The 19,706-nt window shown below is 35.5% G+C and carries 12 protein-coding genes; 1 reads left to right on the top strand and 11 read right to left on the bottom strand.

Annotated elements, in window-relative coordinates; translation table 11 throughout:
- Positions 1–928 precede the first annotated feature (928 nt).
- Together K5X82_00485 and K5X82_00490 are read right to left on the bottom strand one after the other, a co-directional pair.
- A complete protein-coding gene (locus K5X82_00485; GenBank protein ID QZT37385.1) occupies positions 929–3,664 on the bottom strand; it encodes a T9SS type A sorting domain-containing protein in 2,736 nt (911 codons plus the stop codon).
- Positions 3,665–4,584: 920 nt separating this feature from the next.
- The gene (locus K5X82_00490) at positions 4,585–7,317 is read right to left on the bottom strand and encodes a hypothetical protein (protein QZT37386.1); all 2,733 of its coding nucleotides are present in this window, start codon (positions 7,315–7,317) and stop codon (positions 4,585–4,587) included.
- A 470-nt stretch (positions 7,318–7,787) separates the two neighbouring features.
- Between K5X82_00490 and K5X82_00495 the strand changes: the two genes are divergently transcribed.
- Positions 7,788–7,991 (top strand): hypothetical protein, encoded by a 204-nt coding sequence (locus tag K5X82_00495; GenBank protein ID QZT37387.1) that lies wholly within the window; start codon positions 7,788–7,790, stop codon positions 7,989–7,991.
- A 127-nt stretch (positions 7,992–8,118) separates the two neighbouring features.
- On the opposite strand, the gene K5X82_00500 is transcribed toward K5X82_00495, so the two are convergent.
- The 9 genes from K5X82_00500 to K5X82_00540 all read right to left on the bottom strand — a co-directional run bounded on the left by K5X82_00500 (position 8,119) and on the right by K5X82_00540 (position 19,685).
- The gene (locus K5X82_00500) at positions 8,119–9,666 is read right to left on the bottom strand and encodes an arylsulfatase (protein QZT37388.1); all 1,548 of its coding nucleotides are present in this window, start codon (positions 9,664–9,666) and stop codon (positions 8,119–8,121) included.
- A gap of 422 nt (positions 9,667–10,088) precedes the next feature.
- Positions 10,089–10,631 carry a PepSY-associated TM helix domain-containing protein gene (locus K5X82_00505; GenBank protein ID QZT37389.1) on the bottom strand — a complete coding sequence of 181 codons (543 nt, stop codon included), beginning with the start codon at positions 10,629–10,631 and terminating at the stop codon, positions 10,089–10,091.
- A 9-nt stretch (positions 10,632–10,640) separates the two neighbouring features.
- Positions 10,641–11,249 (bottom strand): hypothetical protein, encoded by a 609-nt coding sequence (locus K5X82_00510; protein QZT37390.1) that lies wholly within the window; start codon positions 11,247–11,249, stop codon positions 10,641–10,643.
- 83 nt (positions 11,250–11,332) lie between these two features.
- The gene (locus K5X82_00515; protein QZT37391.1) at positions 11,333–12,547 is read right to left on the bottom strand and encodes a DUF4857 domain-containing protein; all 1,215 of its coding nucleotides are present in this window, start codon (positions 12,545–12,547) and stop codon (positions 11,333–11,335) included.
- 37 nt (positions 12,548–12,584) lie between these two features.
- Complete coding sequence (locus tag K5X82_00520) at positions 12,585–13,256, bottom strand: hypothetical protein (protein QZT37392.1); 672 nt, start codon at positions 13,254–13,256, stop codon at positions 12,585–12,587.
- 5 nt (positions 13,257–13,261) lie between these two features.
- Positions 13,262–14,146 (bottom strand): ABC transporter ATP-binding protein, encoded by an 885-nt coding sequence (locus K5X82_00525; protein QZT37393.1) that lies wholly within the window; start codon positions 14,144–14,146, stop codon positions 13,262–13,264.
- A gap of 13 nt (positions 14,147–14,159) precedes the next feature.
- Positions 14,160–15,656 (bottom strand): hypothetical protein, encoded by a 1,497-nt coding sequence (locus K5X82_00530; GenBank protein ID QZT37394.1) that lies wholly within the window; start codon positions 15,654–15,656, stop codon positions 14,160–14,162.
- Positions 15,657–15,776: 120 nt separating this feature from the next.
- Positions 15,777–16,961, bottom strand: coding sequence for a DUF4876 domain-containing protein (locus K5X82_00535; protein ID QZT37395.1), 1,185 nt, complete (start codon positions 16,959–16,961; stop codon positions 15,777–15,779).
- Positions 16,962–16,967: 6 nt separating this feature from the next.
- Positions 16,968–19,685: a TonB-dependent receptor plug domain-containing protein gene (locus K5X82_00540; GenBank protein QZT37396.1), complete on the bottom strand. Its 2,718-nt coding sequence runs from the start codon at positions 19,683–19,685 to the stop codon at positions 16,968–16,970.
- Positions 19,686–19,706 lie beyond the last annotated feature (21 nt).

A 19,706-nucleotide genomic window follows, 5' to 3' on the forward strand; every position in this document is an offset into this window, starting at 1 on the left:
AATTACGATAAACAGACCATCGTTTATTGTAGGTTTAAGCTTTTTGAACACGTTACTATAATAATTTCATCAAAAACATCACGAACACATATCGTTATGGTTTCTTAACTCTTTTGCATCACCAAACCTATAGCATGACAATAGAATATTGATCTATTAAACATTTTTGATGAAGCAACTATCAATGAAGTATCCTTGAAGTATCAATAAACTACAAAGGAAACCCTATCTAATATGTCTGTTATTTCCTATAAGTAGAAGCACTTTTCCGATCCTAGTTATCATAAGAATCATGAACAATCTTAATAGGGTAATTCATGGTCTTTATGCCCCCTCATAGGAACACGCCGCTCGAGCTCGGAAACAGAATCGATTGCAATCAGACTCCTGTATTCTCGATGCCATATATCGCCAAAATTAGTAACATAGAAGAGTTTAGATGTCTATTAAAGCAGTGCAATTATTGGACAACACATTCAAGATGGAAGAAGATCACGAATCATTGAAATATTATCCTAAAGAATACAACCTGCGAGATGATAACGTTTTAGATAAATAGAGATTCATAAAGAACCCTTAAAGCCGCCATCACCTGACTAACATGCTACTAACACCTGCTTTTTCTTGGGTATCTTTCCAAGTATATTCGAAATTCCCTCACCCAAAAAGGGAAATCGATGAATGAACTTCGAGTGAACTTTGAATGAACTTCGAGCCATCTCAGGGGAAAAGCAGATGATAGTAGCTTGTTGGTCAGAGTAAGGTGATATTGATGTCATCGGATGTGATAATGGTGTATGAGCATTGTTCTATTTAATATGGTCACACACCAAGTCTCGGAAAGAGCCAATTACCAATTACAATTTAACAGACAGCACTCTAAGCTACGCTTGAAAGTGCTGTCGAATGATAAAATCAAAGCAGTCAATTAAAGAATGACTTTCTTTGTTTCTGATTTTCCATTTGAGTAATTAATTTTTACTATATAGATACCTTTCTGTGGTGCTTTTAGAATCACATCATTGCTATTGGGCTTTTGTTGCGATATAAGCACACCATTGGGGTTAAATAATTCAATATTCATTATCTGTTTACTACTGCTAATATATGTGTTGTTTTTCCCATATATTACTTTAGATAGAGGGTGCTCAGAATCTTTACTCAGGCTTGATGTAGAGTTATTGTTTTGATTCGTTTCCCCCGATTCAAGGATAGTGAATTTTACAGGTTTCCCTGCATCGTGATCTGTTGGAAGATACACTTCAATGGTATTATTGTTAAAACTGTTATTCCATAGGTTTCCATTTAAGGTTAAGGTAATGGCACTTACTGAAGGGTCCATTGTTGGGTCATTAGCTGTGACTTGCACTAATCCATCTACCTCTTCAAGAAGTAGAACTACTTGTTTATTGGTCGAAATGGAGAAGTCTCCTGCATGTAATGTTTTAGTTGTTTTATGGAATACGACTCCCAGTGAATGAGATAAAGTGCTCTCTGCGGCTTGAATTTCAATACTGTTATCCAGAATGTTCACTGGCATTGTTTTGAAAGCCTCATTTGCTGATTGATTCCCACTATAAACCATATATGCATAGGTTGCATTGGTCACATTACGTCCATGATTGATGTACATATGGAAGATGTTCTCTGTCGTATTCATATCTTTACGGTTTCGATTCTTATAGTTGAGTTCCTTCCATTTTGTTGATCTGGACTCTGTTTTAAGAACAACTTCACCTGATGTCCATTCGGGGACTACTGCATAAGCAAATTTTCCAGGTTGTGAAGCTCCATATAAAGTGGTGTTATTTGGATCAAAAGTGAATGTCTGAGAAGAGTTGTTGTTTTGTATCGCATGGATATCATCCCACACTTGGTAGTCTCCTTCCCATGCTGTTTGCTCTATCGTAGTCCAAATATCTCCCTCTTTTGATGTTGTCATATTATCTATATTAGAGCCTAATGCAAGAAGATAGTCCCCAAAGATAAAGTATGATTTAAATGCTTTTACTCCGTATAAGAAAGTATTTGGATCGCTAGGACTATAGATAATATCTTGAGATTTCACATTTGAATCCATCACCTCTAGTTCGTATCCTACAACCGCATTTTCACCACCATTAGTGGCCCCTCCAGAGTAGTTCATCTTGCTACAATAACCGCTCCAATTTTTACGAGGCTTAATAGGATCAACATTTTGCCTAACAGTTGTTCCTGGTAGGGATGAATGATTCCATGCTCCCATCGAACGATAGTGTTCATTTCCATCTTTTAAGAAAAGTGTTACACCAAGGTCAGTATAAAAGTTGTATGCATCATCTTGATTCGGATCAGACTCTGTTCCGTCGGTTCGATATGATGCTGTATTTATAAAGATATAGTAGTCTTTGTTCTTTTTGACAAGATCATCATTATTGTAGAACCATCGAGTCCCTTCATATAACCCTTGATCTTTATCACTCATATTGATCCGATTGTTTATCGCGGTGCTCTGAAATGATTTAAGCTCACTAAGTTCGTCTGGACTAAAACTGTCAGACCACTTGTTTATTAGCTTATCAACAATCTTCTTTGATTTGACAATACTTGGCTTGGTGTTGTTGTAGTTCATTCCATATCTGCCAATGCCTATGGGCAAGAACCCTTTGTAATAGAACCAAGAACTGCCACGTATATAGTTTATTAATGCTTCTCTATTTGCGATTGACAACCCTTGCTGCCATGCTGTACCTAAGAAATATCCTAGAATATCAATTGCTGCATTGGCTCCATCTATTGGGTAGCCCCATACAATATTTTGTCGTCCATGTCCCCATCCTGCGCCATCAGCTGTAAATCCTTCTGTCCAAAAGTCTGTCTTAATAGTGTTTTGAGAAACTGTAGAAAGTGCATTTTGAGCCACAGTGCATAATACGTCCATCATGGGTATCGATTTCATTGCAGCAGCAGTTGGTAGAAGTGATCGGTAAGCGAGGGCATTTCCTCCAACCCACCACACATGATTTCGGAAACGTTCTACACTTACAACATTTTTGTCTGTTTCATCATTTCTATATGGTTGTGTCCACGATTGATAACTTAAGTCAACAAGTATTTTGTTTGCTTTGATAAGATTGACATCTGTATTGGTCCTGTTTTCTGCTGCCTCCATCAGGTCAAACAGACAGAAATAACTGTTAACAGCAGATGTTGGAATAGAAAAACAACTAATATGAAATCGTCCCTTTGAAATAGCCCCTCTTAAGATCTCTATATCTCCATAAATGATGATTGTCTTGTATAGTTTGGGAAGTAAGATCTCTATCTCTTCTGATGAGATCTGTTTTTTTTGTATTGCTTCCGATAGACGCCATACCCTTAGAAGTGCATCCCCCGTTAATTCACTAACTTCTTTTTGAGGTGTTGTCCACGATTTTGAATACTTTTTGTTTCGTATAATGTCATCTTCTAAACTGATAAGGTCCGAGAACCTACCATCATCTTGTAGTTTAGATAAGCAGTATTCTAATGATTGAGCTTTTGCTAACTCATGTCTTCTGTAAGCATGAGTCGAGAAGTAAGTTCTTAAGTGATCTATCCCTTCCTCCTTGGTTTGACTGCTTGCTTCATGAGTAAACACCCCTACAAAGAGTAGAAGTGTGATTACAATGTAACGTAAATTCATTATTGTTCGTTTAATGGTTTATTCCTTACAAAGGAGGGAAATACCTATGTCATTTGATGAATAAATAGTACACTTTTATATACGTATCGTGTATGACGTTTTATTTTAGTGAACGCATAAGTTAATCTGATGCTGTAATGTGCTAAATTTTCTTTCCCTCCGAAGTTCGCCATCTCATCATATCTAGAGATCTTTGTAAATATTATTGGACGAGTATATCAATAAATCAATACAGAGGGCTACTTCAGCCTCTTCGCATATTGTATATATCATGTAGAACCATCTATCTATATTCTCAGTGATTTGCTTTTCGTTCTAAATATTGGCAGTACTTCATGGATAATAACTAGGATACAGATAGCATATTTACAAGTACCTTCCCTATACTAAACTTACCCTTAAGTTACCTTTAACTTACCCTTCCATTACCTCCACAGGACTTATAGGTAAGCTAAACGTAAGAGAAGTGTCTCTTAATTGTGATAAAAAACGCTCGTAGTTATATTGTAATAAGCTGGTTGTTTTAGGTTTAAATAGGTGAGAGTCATTAGTCTATCATGGGTGTTTTATATGGGTTGGAAGTTTGAGAAGAGTGTACCAAATGAATACAGTCTTGTCTACTACTTTAAGAGATTTTGTCCGAGTTAATTCTACATTGCTCAGGGCAATGTTTAAATGCTTTGATATTAAATCAAAAATAGAGATAGTGAGGTATTGCTATAAGATGGCTATTAATCCGACATCGATATATTACCATCAATTATTTTATGGTAGTTTGATTTTTAGTGCTTTACAAATATCTCAATGTCGTTATACTTCTGTCAGTTTAATAATGAAGCTCGTTATACTATCTACATTAAAGAACAGCACCCTAAGCAAAGCTTTAAGGTGCTGTTTGTGATATGAATATAAATAGTCAATTAAAGATATACTTTCTTCATTGCTGATTCGCCGTTTGAGAGAACAATTCTTACAAAATATAATCCTTCTTGAGGTACTACTAAGGCAGTTTTATTGTTGTTCGGAATTTCTTGTGAAATAAGCATGCCACTTGTGTTAAAGATCTCTACTCGTGAGATTGTTTCTCCACTTGTTAAGTATGAAATGGTTCCTTCTTTTACTACTTTGATTGATGTTGATTTATGATCAATATTATCTGTATTCACCCCCTCTTTATCTTGGTTTGTTTCACCTGATTCAAGGATCGTAAATTTTACTGGTTTTCCAGCATGGTGACCTGTCGGAAGATAGATATCGATGGTATTATTGTTAAAGCTGTTATTCCATAAGTTGCCATTTAGAGTTAAAGAGATGGAACTTATAGATGGGTCCATGGTAGGGTCATTTGCTGTAATTTGAATTAATCCATCTACCTCTTCAAGCAGTAGAACTATTGGCTTGTTGGTTGAAATGGAAAGGTCTCCAGCTTGTAACGTTTTTGTCGTTTTATGAAATACGACCCCCATTGAACGAGATAAAGTGCTCTCAGCAGCTTGAATTTCAATACTGTTATCCAGAATGTTCACTGGCATTGTTTTGAAAGCCTCATTTGCTGATTGATTCCCACTATAAACCATATATGCATAGGTTGCATCAGTAACGTTACGTCCATGGTTGATGTACATATGGAATATATCTTCCGTAGTATTCATATCCCCACGATTTCGATTTTTATAGTTGAGCTCTTTCCAGTTTGTCGATCTTGTTTCCGTTTTAAGAATAACTTCACCCGAAGTCCATTCAGGTACTACTGCATAAGCAAATTTTCCTGGTTGTGAAGCACCATATAAAGTGGTGTTATTTGAATCAAAAGTGAATGTTTGAGAAGTCCTACTATCTTGTACTGTCGATATGTTATTCCATATTTGATAGTCTCCTTCCCAAACTGTTTGTTCAATTGTTGTCCATATATCTCCCTCTTTTGATGTTGTCATATTATCGATATTGGAGCCTAATGCCAAAAGATAGTCACCAAAGATAAAGTATGATTTGAAAGCCCTTACGCCATATATGAATGGATTTGGATCACTTGGATCAGATATAATACCTTCTGATTTCTTTTTGGCATCCATCACTTGCAACTCATATCCAGCAACAGCATTTTCACCCCCATTTGTAGCACCACCTGCATAATTCATTTTACTGCAATATCCACTCCAATTTGTGCGAGCTACCATAGGACTTACATTCTGTCTTACAGTAGTTCCAGGTATAGATGTAAGATCCCAGGCACCCATTGAACGATAGTGCTCATTTCCATCTTTCAAGAAAAGAGTCATCCCTAAGTCTGTGTAGAAGTTATATCGATCCCCCTCATCAGGAGCTGATTCTGTTCCGTCGGTTCTATAAGATGCGGTATTTATAAAAATGTAGTAGTTGCTATTTTTCTTTACCAAATCATCATTGTTATAGAACCATCTGGTACCATCATATTCTCCTGGCTCAGCACTACTCATCTCGATAAGATTTGTCTTTGCTGTATTTTGAAATTGTTGAAGCTCTTTAAGTTCATCAGGATTAAAACTATCACTCCATTTAGATAGTAGTTTGTCTACAATTTTCGTAGACTTAATCGAGTTGGCTACAGTGTTGTTATAATCCATACCTCCACGTCCAAGTCCGATGGGTAAGAATCCTTTATAATAATACCAAGAGCTACCATGTAAGTAGTTAAAGATTGCATTTTTATTCGTTACAGAGAGACCTTGTTGCCATGAGGTTCCTAAAAAGTATCCCAATAGATCTAATGCAGCAATACTTCCATCGATTGGGTACCCCCAAACGATACTTTGGCGACCGTGTCCCCATCCTGCACCATCAGCAGTGAAACCTTCAGTCCAGAAATCTGTCTCAATAGTGTTTTGTGCAACTGTTGAAAGAGCATTTTGTGCAACTGTACACAGTACATCCATCATAGGGATCGATTTCATTGCAGCAGCAGTTGGAAGTAAAGATCTATATGCTAATGCATTTCCTCCAACCCACCATACGTGATTTCTGAATCGTTCCACACTGATTACATTGTTATCAGTATTATCGTTTCTAAAAGGTTGTGTCCATGATTGATAACTTAGAGATTTAAGCATTTGATTTGCTTGAATAAGATCAGCATCTTTGTTGCTTCCTTTTTCAGCTTCTTCCATCAAATCAAACAGGCAAAAATAACTGTTAACAGCTGCCGTTGGGATTGCAAAACAACTTGTATGAAAACGCCCAGCAGTTACTGAGCCTCTTAACGTTTCAATGTTACCATATATAATTATCGCTTTGTATAATTTCGGTATAAGTAGGCTCTTCTCTTCGTTGCTTATTCGATTCTTTTGTATCGCCTCTGCAAGTCTCCAAATGCGAAGTAAGGCATCCCCCGTTAATGTGCTAACTGTCTTCTGAGGAGTAGTCCAAGGTTTTGAGTATTTCTTATTACTCATGATATCATTTTCTTGATCAATAAGATCTGAGAAGCGTCCATCATTTTGCAGTGTTGTTAGACATTCGTCAAGAGGTTTTGCTTTAGCTAATTCGTGTCCTCTGTAAGAATGGTTGGAGAAATAGGTTCTAAAATAATCAATTCCTTCCTCTTTTGTCTGTCCAATTGTATCATTGGCAAATATCCCGATAACGATCAGGAGTGTTAAAAGGTAACGTATATTCATATAATAGTCGTTTTATGGTTTAATCATTGCAAAGGTTCTTAATAATTGTTTTACCATATGACCTTATTGTACGGTTTTGTGTCTACTATTGTGTGGTAGCAAATATTGAATTGTCTGTATATTGTTGTTATCTTGTTGTTAATTAGTTTAATAGGGTGGGTTGGTTCAAATGTGTTATAGAACACAATTGGTCTCTTTTGTTGTTTTTATATAATGAATGTCATTAAATAACTCATGTTATATGCGATATGTTATTGTGTAGGATAGCACTATTTCCTCCTTGTCATAAAGGCTTATTGAAGTGAGGGAATATTCTTGAGTCGGAATAAATTTGATGTTAAATTATCATCAAATAGGTGGTTAATGTTGTAAAACAACTTCGTTCAATCAATATTTTTGATAAATATCATTCCTCTTCGTAATTAAAAGTTGTATTTTGAGATAGCTAAATAAATCAAATCAATTGAATTATGAAGAGTTACTATATCAATAATCAGTATCAGAGCGAAGGGGTGCACGAGGTGCATACCGCAGACTGTCCGTTTCTTCCAGGTAGTATCGATCGTAGGTATATTGGAGCTTATAAGAATGTCGATATGGCTATTCATAATGCTCAGAGCGAATATTCTCATGTTGAGAGTTGTGCATACTGTTGTAAAAAAGATCGTAAATAGGTTTCATCGGGGGGGTATGCATTATGCTTCCCACATTTTTTGTTCTTTTAATTCATTCTAGCGTATTAAAAAAAAGCCTATCAACATATGATTGATAGGCTTTTTGTATTTGCTTTGAATTATATTCTTAAAGGGCTGTAATTTCTTGCGATAAATTATTTAGCTTCTTTAGTTGAGGCCATCCTTTAGAACCTTCTGAGTTTTGTTGTTTTGTCCCTACGGTACTTCGTCCATCATTGATACACTTCATAAGCGTCGTGTACATTGTTTTGACTACCTCTGGATTATCTTGGAAAACATTATTGGTCTCTTGTGGGTCTTTTGCAATATTATAGAGTTGAATGTTTGGTAAGTTAAGCTCTTTGGCTTTTTTAGGTTTTGGAGCAGACCATCCACCTGATCCTGCACATAGCTCTAATTTCCAATCTCCTTGTCTAATTGCGAAGCTACCATTGATAGAGTGATGTATTGTGTAATCACGAGTGTATTCTCCTGTATTTCCTTTTTGTAACATAGATAGCATGCTGTAACTATCTACTGCATCACGGTCTTCTAATGGTTGCTCAATGATTTCAGCAGCAGTAGCCATAAAGTCAGTTGTACAAGATGTTTTATCGATCTTTGTTCCTGCTTTAATACCTTTGGGCCAATGAACAATGAAAGGAACATGGTGTCCTCCTTCAAAGATATCTGCCTTATGCCCACGATAATTGGCACTCGGGTCATGTCCTTTTTCTTTTAAAACATCAAAACGAGCCATCGGTGAACATCCATTATCAGATGTAAAGACTACAATTGTATTTTTATCAATACCTTGCTTCTTCAATTCTGCCATTAAATCTCCTACATAATGGTCAATCATCATTACAAAGTCACCATATGGATTCAATCCACTTTTTCCTTGCCACTCTTTCGTTGGAACAATTGGAGTGTGAGGTGATGGAATAGGAAGATATAAAAAGAATGGTTTCTTATTCGTAACTTGTTCAGCAACATATTTCTTTGCACGTCTAAAGAAGTTTGGCGTTGCATCTTCAATCGTAAAGTCTGGAGCGATCCATCCTTTTCGATAAAACCCATATCCCGTTACTTTGTCTATCTTACGAGTAGGAATTGCAGTTGCTTTTCCATTTTCAACATATACATATGGTGGGATATCTAAAGAGGCAGCATGACCATAGGCATAATCAAAACCTACATCATTGGGATTATTTGTTACTGGTTTGCTGAAGTCAATACTTTTATCTTCTTTCATGGTCCAATCCCAACCAAGGTGCCATTTGCCAATAAAAGCTGTTTGGTATCCTTTTTTGTGAAATAGATCGGCAACGGTATTTCTCGAAGAGTCAATTAATGCTTTTGAATCCCCCCACGTTACTCCATTTTTCAATGATGAACGCCAATTGTATCTTCCAGTTAAGATCCCATACCTTGTAGGTGTACATACTGCAGATGAGGTGTGCATGTCAGTAAACATTGCACCTTCCTTAGCCAACTGGTTTAAGTGAGGGGTTTTGATTTTACATGATGAGTTAAATGCTTCGATATCTCCATAACCTAGATCATCAGCTAGGATATATATAACATTAGGTTGTGTTGGTTGAGGGGCCTCTTTTGTTCCACAAGATGCTAAAAAAGCAGATAGAACAAGCCACCCATGTTTTAATGGTTTCATAAAGTTAGTCTAAAAATGATTTGATAGTTCAAATATAAAACATTATTTCAAATACGGAACCAGATGGCACCTTATTTAAATAATGTCTTTATTAATAGCTGACTATGGGGAAATAATTAAGCTTTAAAAGTTATATGTGAGGTTAATTCACACTTCTTGAGATCTTTATTATCACTTCTTATAAAGGCTTTTATCCTTTCTTGATAAATTTGGGGTTGCTACATTTATGTGCACATTATTATTTTCGTAGACATGAACGGTGAAGGTCTGGTAGAATTGTTATGTAAAAATTATGCATAAGCAATTGGTTCTGTGGTAGCACTTATTGAAGTGGTATTTGTGATGATGTTTCTCGAGGTTAAATGTTTAATATAAAAAAAAAGGTAGATTACTATAATGATCTGTAATCTACCTTTTAATACTTAAATATTTAGAATCACATAAATGATTGGTATGAGTATACCGATGAGTATATACCATTTCCCACGACCTTTGATCCCTCTTTTCCCAGGCACCATCCATATGCCGGATATTGCAAGAAATATTAGAGAGAAGGCAAAGAAATCACCCATCCAAGACCATCCATTTAGTTTATTGTAATGGAGTTTATTTATCCAAAAGATAAGAGGTCTCTTATTACTCGTTTGGTATTCTAGTTCTCCTGTTTTTCCATTATAGACTCCTATACCTCCCTGTAGATAAAGTCGGATCATTTCGTCATCTATCTGAGTGGTTTTTCTTAATGAAGGGTAAGAGTCATCAGCATTCCAAAAAGCTTCTAATTGGGATCTGTTCATCTGTTTGGTTACCACCAACTGTTCTGCAATTTGTTCGTATGCAGGATCTTTCCCGTTCATATGGTTTAATAAAAAACCTGAAAGGGCATATACAACGGTAATTCCAACCATTAAGAAACCTAGATCTCTATGGATGACACGCATCCAATGCTTCATGTTTATTTTCATTTATAAGGACTATTGTACCGTTTCGTAATCTTCTCCTTGAATGAAGTAGATCGCATAGTAATCTTTGTTATGCTCTTTCATCCAACTACGCATTTTTGTAAGGTTGTTGTTTTCTGCAGCACAAGACTCGGCTGAACCATCTTCTTTATGTTGCTTTTCTTTAAGTTCATGCTCGTATTGCTCGATATACTCTTTAGTTAGTCTACGCTCTTTCATCATACCTGTAACAATAATCTCAGATCCCACCAACTCTTGGTTAAACCCTTTGATTTTGCCTCCTGCTTCTACACGAATACTAACTTTTTCATCATCTCCTGCCAAGAAACATCTTCTACCTGAGTGTTTACAAGTATGTAGTACATTTCCTTTTACTTGCACTTGTTTATTAACTAGAGATTCGGCATTTGACATTAATGATTCTAGTGTATATACTTCGCTGCTTACACTCTTTTTCTTATCACAGCAGCTATCTTTCTTTTTCTCCTTCTCTTTATCACAGCAAGATTTTTTTGCCTCAGCACATTTTTCTGTTTTATCACAACCGTTACAATTTTTTTTAGATGTATTGTTACATGCAAAGGCCAAGAAAGCCACAAGAACTAGGGAAAATAATTTCATTCTCATAATTATTATATTTGAAATGTTGATAAAATATATTTAGCTAATCAATAGCTGAAATGTTTCGTGTACAATGAATTTTATTAATGTTTCTTAAGTAAAAATAGTGAAATAAATCCAGCAAAACCTGTCAGAATAATCCAAATGAATGAACACCAATTACTTTTTCTTCTATTGGTAATAAATAGTATTAATGCAAGTGCAATACCAATCACGATAGAGAAGAGATTTCCTTTATATATACGTGGATATACATACCCCGAATTATATTTCTCAAACGTTATACGTATTGGGAAGAGGTATGGATTAATTTTTTCCCATAAATCGATCGTTTGACTTTGTGTTATCTCTCTAATAATCTTTAATGAATGTGCATCTACAGCATAATATTGACGTCCATCTTTATTCGTAATTTGAACAGTCCAATAAACAGGATTTGCCATAATCAACAACTTCTCTGTATAGGGGTCAATTTTAAAAGGTAGCTTCTTTAGTTTATAATTATCCGTAGTAAGGAGATAGACATTATGCTCTTTATCAAATATAAATCCATAGAAGTTTCTATTTCCAATTTCATACATTTTAAAGTAGACAAATGGAATGTCTCTAACTTCTTTTACTTCACGAATAAATGGTTTACTGTTAACCATTTTCATATGAAACAGATGGTTTTCTGCATCTTGAATAAAATAGCCTTCATCATACGATTTACGTGCCGTAGGATTACCATAACACCCCTTTACGGGATATTGTAGACCTACTTTATCTAATGCATGACTAAAATAATTGCTTTTCTCATTATTGACTTTGTTATTACTAACATTAATGAATTCAATACCATTTTTAATACGGAAAACATCCTCTGGCATTTCTAATTTTACCCTCCCTGTATAGGCTTCGAATAGGGGGTAAAGAGGAATCTCTGGAGAGTCCGTTTCATTCGGGCTAAATCGCAAGTAGAATCCGTCGGTACGTATACTTCTAAGAGAGATCGGGTAGCCGTTAATAGAGTCGGGCATCTTTCCCTTTGAGAGCATTTGGCGATAAAAGAAGAGAGGCATAATTGTGTCAAAGCCTTCTGCAGTGTAACTGTTGCCTGATTCATCCTTACGCAGTACATTATTTTTTGAAATAGTATTTGTTGTACAGAACTCTTTCCTTACTGAGCTATAATACGTGAAGGGATATGCTTCTTTCTCTTCTAATGCTTTTTGTACTGTTTCTGGAATAATCCATAACAATAACAGGGTTATTAATAATACCCAACTATATCTGATAATTTTCTTAAAACAATTCATAGTGTCGTGTGCTAAATGTATTCAACGATACAAATATTTATACCTGTTTACCTTCTTTAAAACGCATGGTGGCATAGAAGACTGTGGTTGCAACTAGTAGAATAATGGCCACAAAGTATGGGAACATAAATATTACCCCCTGTGAATAGCCACTCCATAGAAATAGAGACACAAATAACCCCCATATTATAAGTGTCACACTTCTCATTCTCCATGTTGGTTCGATACAGATCCATGACATCATTAAGTATGTGAGATATCCTGCACCTAACCATGGTAGTAGTGCTAAAGCCCATGCCGACATGATTTCGGAAGAGAAATAGAATGAAAGAATTGTCATCGCAACTCCAATTGAAACTATAAATATTGTAGTTAAAACCATTACACCATAACCCATCATCATCCCAATCATTTTATGTCTTGGTATGGGAAGGTGTAGTGTCAGCTTTAGTCGTTTATGTTGAAGCTCTGGAACCATTTGGAATAATCCTAATAGTGCTCCTACTATAATTGGCGCATATTTAAATGAAGAGACCATGATATAGTCTTTGTGAATAATCATATCCCACAACATAACTTGTCCGTTATATCTTATGGAATGAAAGATATTCATCATCACATAAGTTGCTAGCCCCAACATGCCAATCAATATAATATAGACAATAAGTTTTGTTTTTATCCACTCTTTAAATAGTATCGATTGTATCATTTGATTTAATATTTTCCTGTTAGTCCTATAAAAGCATCTTCTAAAGAGAGCAATTCTGATTTAAACTCTAAGTTCTTTCCCGCTTCTTTGTAGATCAGCTGACTTGTCTCTTCTATAGATAAGAAACTATAGGTCTCAATGTGTGTCTGTTTCTCTTCTGTAGAATAGAACTGACCTTCTGAAAAAAGAGAAATTGGTACCTCTTTAGGAATTGTGTAGCGTCTAAACCCTTCGATAATATCTTTGGTTGGTTTATGAAGGAGTAGTCCTCCATAATCCATGATCATACAGTCATCGATCAGATGCTCCATATCTTGAATGATATGAGAGGTTAAGAAAATGGTTTTATTTTCACTCTGTGCATATTCCTTTAGAAACTCCACAAACAGACGACGATATCCGGGATCTAGCCCCATTGAGAAATCATCTAAAATAAGTAACTCAGGATCCTGTGCTAACAGAAGGCCTAGTGCCACTTGTGAGCGTTGACCGCATGACATCGTGCTTATCTTCTGTTTTGGTCCAACTTTGAGGTGTTGCATCAAATTCCAATAAGCTTTAGGCTTCCAATTATTAAAAAAGCGTGAATAGTATTTCTCTATCTGATGAATATTAAAAAAGTCGTGTTGTATGTGTCCCTCTAGAAGAAGACCAATATTCGAGATGTTTTTCGTTGACATGTTCTGCATAGATTCTCCAAAAATCTTACATGTTCCAGAGGTCGGTTTTAAATACCCTGTAAGGATATTAATGATAGTTGTTTTTCCAGTTCCATTCTTGCCTAGTAAACCTAATATCTTTCCTTTCTCCACTTGAAAGTTGATATCTCGATATATTAATCGTTCTCCATAGTAGTGGGTTATATTATTACATTCGATGATCGGTTGCATGATATCTATTGTTTTATAGTTTTAATCCTAAAATAATTTGTGCTGAGTAGTAGTTCTTCTTCGTTTGCCATACAAATCCATTCGTGTTTATATAGACTTGTTTATTCTTAGGTAAAGAATAAGACCAAGTCATTCTCAAATGGTATTTTGAATACGCTGTTTCTAATTTATGTTGAAGTCCTTCAGCATAGTGTGGAACTTTATGAAGTTTACTATCTATTTTATTATCTTTCTGAATAAATAGTTTTCTTTCCCCTCCTATATTCCAGCCTAGTTTAAAACGTCCGATAAACAGCGATTGTGTTAAACTTAAAGAGGGGATAATATATTGTTGTTTAAAATATTCGTTAGGACTTAGGTTTTGTATTGTATGATCATAAGCACCTATATTGACTTTAAACCAACTGTGTAATTTCCTCTTTTTATATGATATAATATTTTGCCATTGAAGGTCATAGTATTGCTCTTTGTACTTCTCTAACTCTGTAATAAGAATATAATCGGTTATGTATGCCTCTTTATCAAGAAGAATCTCCTTATAACGTCTTTCTAATCCTGTGTTATGATGAAATGAAGCCGTTGCCATACTTTGCCATTCCCATGCACTCTTTTTATAGGTGTGTCCAACCTCTAATTGATACAAATGTGGAGTATACTGATATGGTCTCTGTTTATTTAGGTTAATACGTTGTTCAATATTCTCTACTTTGACCAAGATATTTCCTCTCCATGAAGACTTTTGTCCAAGAGTATGAAAGAATAGAGCTCCACTCCAGAAATAACCTTGATAGTCAATGCTGAAAGCACCGTCATTATCCGTGTAACTTTCAGATATATTTCCGATGCCCTGAGTCAAAAAGATATAATCTTTTCTGTTCGGAATATAATTACGTGTCTGGTTCTTTTGTTTATACACATTATATCTTCCTGTGATCCCTAGCATTATATTTCCTATTTTGTAGCCTGAAGAGAGAGCAATCATAACATCAGATGTATTATTCCTGGGACGTGGATCAGTTCTTCTATAACTTTGTGAGAAGTTATAGCCTCCTTCGAGTCCAAGTTCCAGATTCTGTATTGTTTTTGAAACTCCTCCTTTTAGGTTGTATGTCTCCAGTGTTTGATTTCCTCCAATAGTATCGGTGACTTGATAGGGGCCAAGTCGCCATGGTTCTGTTAGTATGGAGCCATATTTTCCATAGCGTTTGTCATACTGATAAGTTGCGTTTCCCCAATAGGTCCAGTTTTTTTCATGAATAATCTGTTCCGTTTGAAAACTGACCCTGGAAATTTTATTTCCACTTTGAAACTGTAGTTCTTCTGGAATAGAACTGTTTTGATAACCAAATCGTACATCTCCTACACCCACCAATGGGTGAAGCTGTTTCGCTACGGGGTGTTGGTAGGTATTACCTAAAATCACGGAATCTTCCACCGACGACAGTTGTCCATAGGTTGAAAAGGATCCTAGAAATAATAGAAGAGTGATAATATTTACCTTAGAGTACATTGGTTCAACTATTTGGTTTATTGTAAATCATACAAGAGTAGGGATCGAATCACCCTACTCTTTTGAAATGAACATTATTCCTTCGATTCAAAAATGGAATATCTATAATCGATGGTTATTTTATTTTGTTGCTTGTATAAATGGTGTTGGTTTATCCATTACTTCGAAATCGTCTTTTGAGTTATTCGTATCTTGATATACCGTTCTTCCACTTACTACTTCTTTTACTTTTCTTCGTAAAGATTTTCCTCTTGTTACTCCACCTGTGATCATTGCATATGAGAAGTCTAATGATACATCTAGCACTTTAGCAACAAATTTGTTTTCTCTTGCTAGTTCAACTGCATCTAGAATATATTTGTTTTCCACTTTCACTCCTTTTGATCTTGTAGACCCTGGTTTATTCTCAATATGTGAGATGATATAGTTATTGATGTCTGGTGCATTAAAAATGACAAATGATCGATTAAGTTGTGTTGTAGCAACCCAAATGAATGCAGAGTAAGAGAAGTTCTTGATTAAATTATCGACTTCAGGAACATCAACATCTCTTGAACCATCATACCACTCAAAATTAGCATTAGAAAGGTCAATTGAGTTTGGATTGTCTTTCGTGTGGTCAATACCTCTTGAGGCAATAACAATACTTCCTCCTGGAGCGACCATATAATCTTTGTCTGTTGGTATCGAATAAGCTGTTTGAAGTACCGTATATTCGTCAATATGTCCCCAAGCATTGATGTTGTTGGGTCCTGAATGTTGGTCTGTCTCTCCAATACTAAGACCTTTTGCATTTAAAGTCTTATCACTGTTGTTATAGATCTCAAAGAATTGGTCATAGTAATACATCCTTTTTGAGTTAGGAACGTCGCTTGCGGAAATAAAAATCTCTTTGATCACCCAATCGCTAGTTGCAGAAGAGCGTGTAAGTGGTAACTCCACTTGAAGTTTTGCCCCAATTACACTTACATCTTGATTAGATGCAGCAAATGATATTTTACTTTTATCAACGGTCGTTTGGTCTAAAATAACTTCTTTAGAAGTATTGACATTAAAAGAATATATCCCTTCTTCAATATTGAATTTTACTATACCATTCACATCACTCGTCGCTTTCGTTTTTGCACTACTATTTCTGTTGGTTGCAGTAACTTTAAATCCGTCTAACGCTAGATCCATCATGTCTTTAGGTGCTTCTAGTTGAAGAGTTACTTCTGTGAATGGAAGAACTTTATCTTGCTTACAGGAAATAACCATCCCGATAAATAGTGTTATTAATAGTAGTTGAGGTAATAATTTTCTCATGATAGTTTAAAATTTATATTTAATTTCCGCACCAAAGTATGGCGTGCTATTTCTTGAGATAACTTGACCATGGTAGTTGGTGTAGTTATTCTCTATGTTGAATATATTGTTGGCATAGAACGAACAGGTCATGTGTCGTCCAATCTCTTTTGTCATTCTTAAGTGTATGTGACTTTCCCAAGGCACTTCCCTTTTCATAAAGTTATAATCACTGTAGTTGTGTACTAATTCTTTTAAAACGAGTTGTGTGCTATGTTCATCTTTGTAAAGGTTTGTGTCTCCATTTACATCAACATAGTAATCTGGAAGTCCATCATGATAAAGTGTTTGGGTCATACTATAGATTCTATTATCGATGGTTGTACTAATGATCATCCCAAATTTAGGAATATGAGTATGAAACCTTAATTGACTATTCAACGATTGGATGATTCTGTTCTCGCTATTATAAAATATTCCATAAATATGATTTGTATGTGTTTCATGGATAATCCCGTAACTCTTAATGTCAGAGTTATAATTATCATAGTGGGTTTTAAACCATGCCCCACTCCATCTTATACTGGTGTTAAGAGTGTTAAGCTTAGGAAGCGAAACATTCCACTCCACCCCTTGTTTTACTTTTCTTTCGTTATTGTTATAATTGCTAATTAGGTAGTTGGAGGAGATGTTCTGTGTCGAAAACTGCTCCAAGGAAGGTTTCTTATTTGTGGAGATCGGTGCATTATCCTTATCTTCGACGTAGATCTGTACTTTTTGGTTATAAGGGATTGTATGCACACTAAACTCACTGTTGTTTTTTTCATAGAAAGTGGTAATCTGAAAGGTTGTTTTTCCTATTCGTCCCTGCACTCCAATCTCTGCTTTTTTGTTTACCGAAGGTTTAATTTCATAATTTGTAGGATCAATCGCTTGATTCCAAAAATCAGTTCTTCTGGCTTGTTCATTTTGAGAATAAAAGTTAAGGGTTTGATATTGAAAGTAGATCGTGTTTGGATACAAATGTGCCATAGTTGGAAGTTTGCTCATTATACCTAGCCCTCCCAATAACTTTAGAGAAGATCGTTTTCCTAAAATATCTCCTTTATATATCTCTGCTGTCATATTCCATCGAGGATCTACTATCCACGAATTACTCATACTATATTTATCCGATAGACCTAATATTACACCTCCTCTAATTCCTATTTGATGTTTGATCTTCATCCCTGCTATTTCATGGGTGAGGTCGTCTGTTAAATAGAATGACAAAGTCTGATACATGGGAATGTCTTTAAGAATTCGAGGGTATGTCACTGTTCTTTGAGAATTATTAGGGACATTCATAGGTCTACTTAAATTGTAATTTTCCCCTTCTCCGGTATTTTTTTGTCCTTTCCATCTCCCTCCAATTTGAATCCGATGTATCATGCCAAAACTCTTCTTATAGAAGTTTGCATTGACACTTGCATTCAATTGTAATGGGTTGTCATTAATGGTCTGATAGGCATCGTAAATAGCAGGTAGATATACTCCTTCAGAAGGACCATCTTCCTTGCTTATACTAACGGCAGTAGCACCAGAGACTAACGATTTTAACTCTTCTCTATAATTATTGGTATAACGGCTATTTATATTCCACGTAAATGTTCGTAGGAACCCTCTTTTTTTCTCAATTTTATGAGTAATAGCAAACGATATATTGGTATAACGACTCTTTATATAGTTTTGTGTGCCATCTATAATCTCCGCATCCGATTTCACATTGTCTACTGACTGATTTAAACTCAAGTCAATAAAAAATGATTTTAATGTTTCGCTTGTTAACTTCTTATAGTTCCACTTATTTTTTTGAGATAATCTAGTATAACCATTGAGTGTCGTTCTTGGGTCATTAAGACTATTAAGATAGCCACCAGAGATATTCCAACTCCAGTGATTCGACAGTTGTATCCCCTTGTTAATGGAAACTAACTTACTAGACGGTTCTGTTTTCAAACGAACACTTAAAGGGGTTTCACCCCTTTTCTCAGTTATAATTACTTTACCATTGGTAATATCTCCGTGCTTGGCTGATGCAATTCCCGTAATAATTTCTACCGATTCGATTTCGTCTGTAGTAATGTTTCGCATATCCACACCTGCATTGGTATTAGTGAAAAAGCTTGCATCATTGGATTGAGATACTCCGTCCACTTCAAAGTCTACTCCTAAAGAGCTGTTGGTATCATATCCTGCTTCCCTTAAACGAATAAAATTAGGTTCACTTAAGTTTGGTTTAGTTGTTAAATTTCCTGGTTGCATTTGCAGTATATCGGAAAAACTTGAAGCTTGAATATGGTCTATTGCCATCGATTTAATGATCGTTGCTGACCCCATATCATCTATCTCAGCTGAAACTTGAACCTCTTTTAGTCTAAAGCTTAATGGTGAAAGATATATCTTAATGGGGCCAACTGATCGGTTATCTATGAGTGTGTCTTTTGTTGCATATCCCATACAACGAACTATAATTCGAGTGAATTGTTCTCGAGATTTCGTGTACGTAAATTGTCCTTTGTCATTAGTGAAAATATGTTGGTGCTCTTTACCAACATATATCTCTCCAAAAATGATAGGCTTTTTTGTGTCTTGATGAATAAGAATCCCTTGTGCTTCTCTATTTATTGCACAAACCTGATCAATTATGCCTAGATATAGGACTGTCAAGAAGATTAGGTTAGAAATCCTTGAATTGAATCTCATCGCTATTTTGGTTATTTTAAT

It is taken from the genome of Prolixibacteraceae bacterium (assembly GCA_019856515.1).
GTDB classification, from domain to species: Bacteria; Bacteroidota; Bacteroidia; order Bacteroidales; family Prolixibacteraceae; genus Halosquirtibacter; species Halosquirtibacter xylanolyticus.

What these genes read in the sequence shown, in the direction of transcription:
- K5X82_00530 (QZT37394.1), bottom strand. Translation starts at nt 15,656, where the DNA reads ATGTACTCTAAGGTAAATATTATCACTCTTCTATTATTTCTAGGATCC.
- K5X82_00490 (QZT37386.1), bottom strand. Translation starts at nt 7,317, where the DNA reads ATGAATATACGTTACCTTTTAACACTCCTGATCGTTATCGGGATATTT.
- K5X82_00505 (QZT37389.1), bottom strand. Translation starts at nt 10,631, where the DNA reads ATGAAAATAAACATGAAGCATTGGATGCGTGTCATCCATAGAGATCTA.
- K5X82_00515 (QZT37391.1), bottom strand. Translation starts at nt 12,547, where the DNA reads ATGAATTGTTTTAAGAAAATTATCAGATATAGTTGGGTATTATTAATA.
- K5X82_00540 (QZT37396.1), bottom strand. Translation starts at nt 19,685, where the DNA reads ATGAGATTCAATTCAAGGATTTCTAACCTAATCTTCTTGACAGTCCTA.
- K5X82_00525 (QZT37393.1), bottom strand. Translation starts at nt 14,146, where the DNA reads ATGCAACCGATCATCGAATGTAATAATATAACCCACTACTATGGAGAA.
- K5X82_00500 (QZT37388.1), bottom strand. Translation starts at nt 9,666, where the DNA reads ATGAAACCATTAAAACATGGGTGGCTTGTTCTATCTGCTTTTTTAGCA.
- K5X82_00495 (QZT37387.1), top strand. Translation starts at nt 7,788, where the DNA reads ATGAAGAGTTACTATATCAATAATCAGTATCAGAGCGAAGGGGTGCAC.
- K5X82_00535 (QZT37395.1), bottom strand. Translation starts at nt 16,961, where the DNA reads ATGAGAAAATTATTACCTCAACTACTATTAATAACACTATTTATCGGG.
- K5X82_00510 (QZT37390.1), bottom strand. Translation starts at nt 11,249, where the DNA reads ATGAAATTATTTTCCCTAGTTCTTGTGGCTTTCTTGGCCTTTGCATGT.
- K5X82_00485 (QZT37385.1), bottom strand. Translation starts at nt 3,664, where the DNA reads ATGAATTTACGTTACATTGTAATCACACTTCTACTCTTTGTAGGGGTG.
- K5X82_00520 (QZT37392.1), bottom strand. Translation starts at nt 13,256, where the DNA reads ATGATACAATCGATACTATTTAAAGAGTGGATAAAAACAAAACTTATT.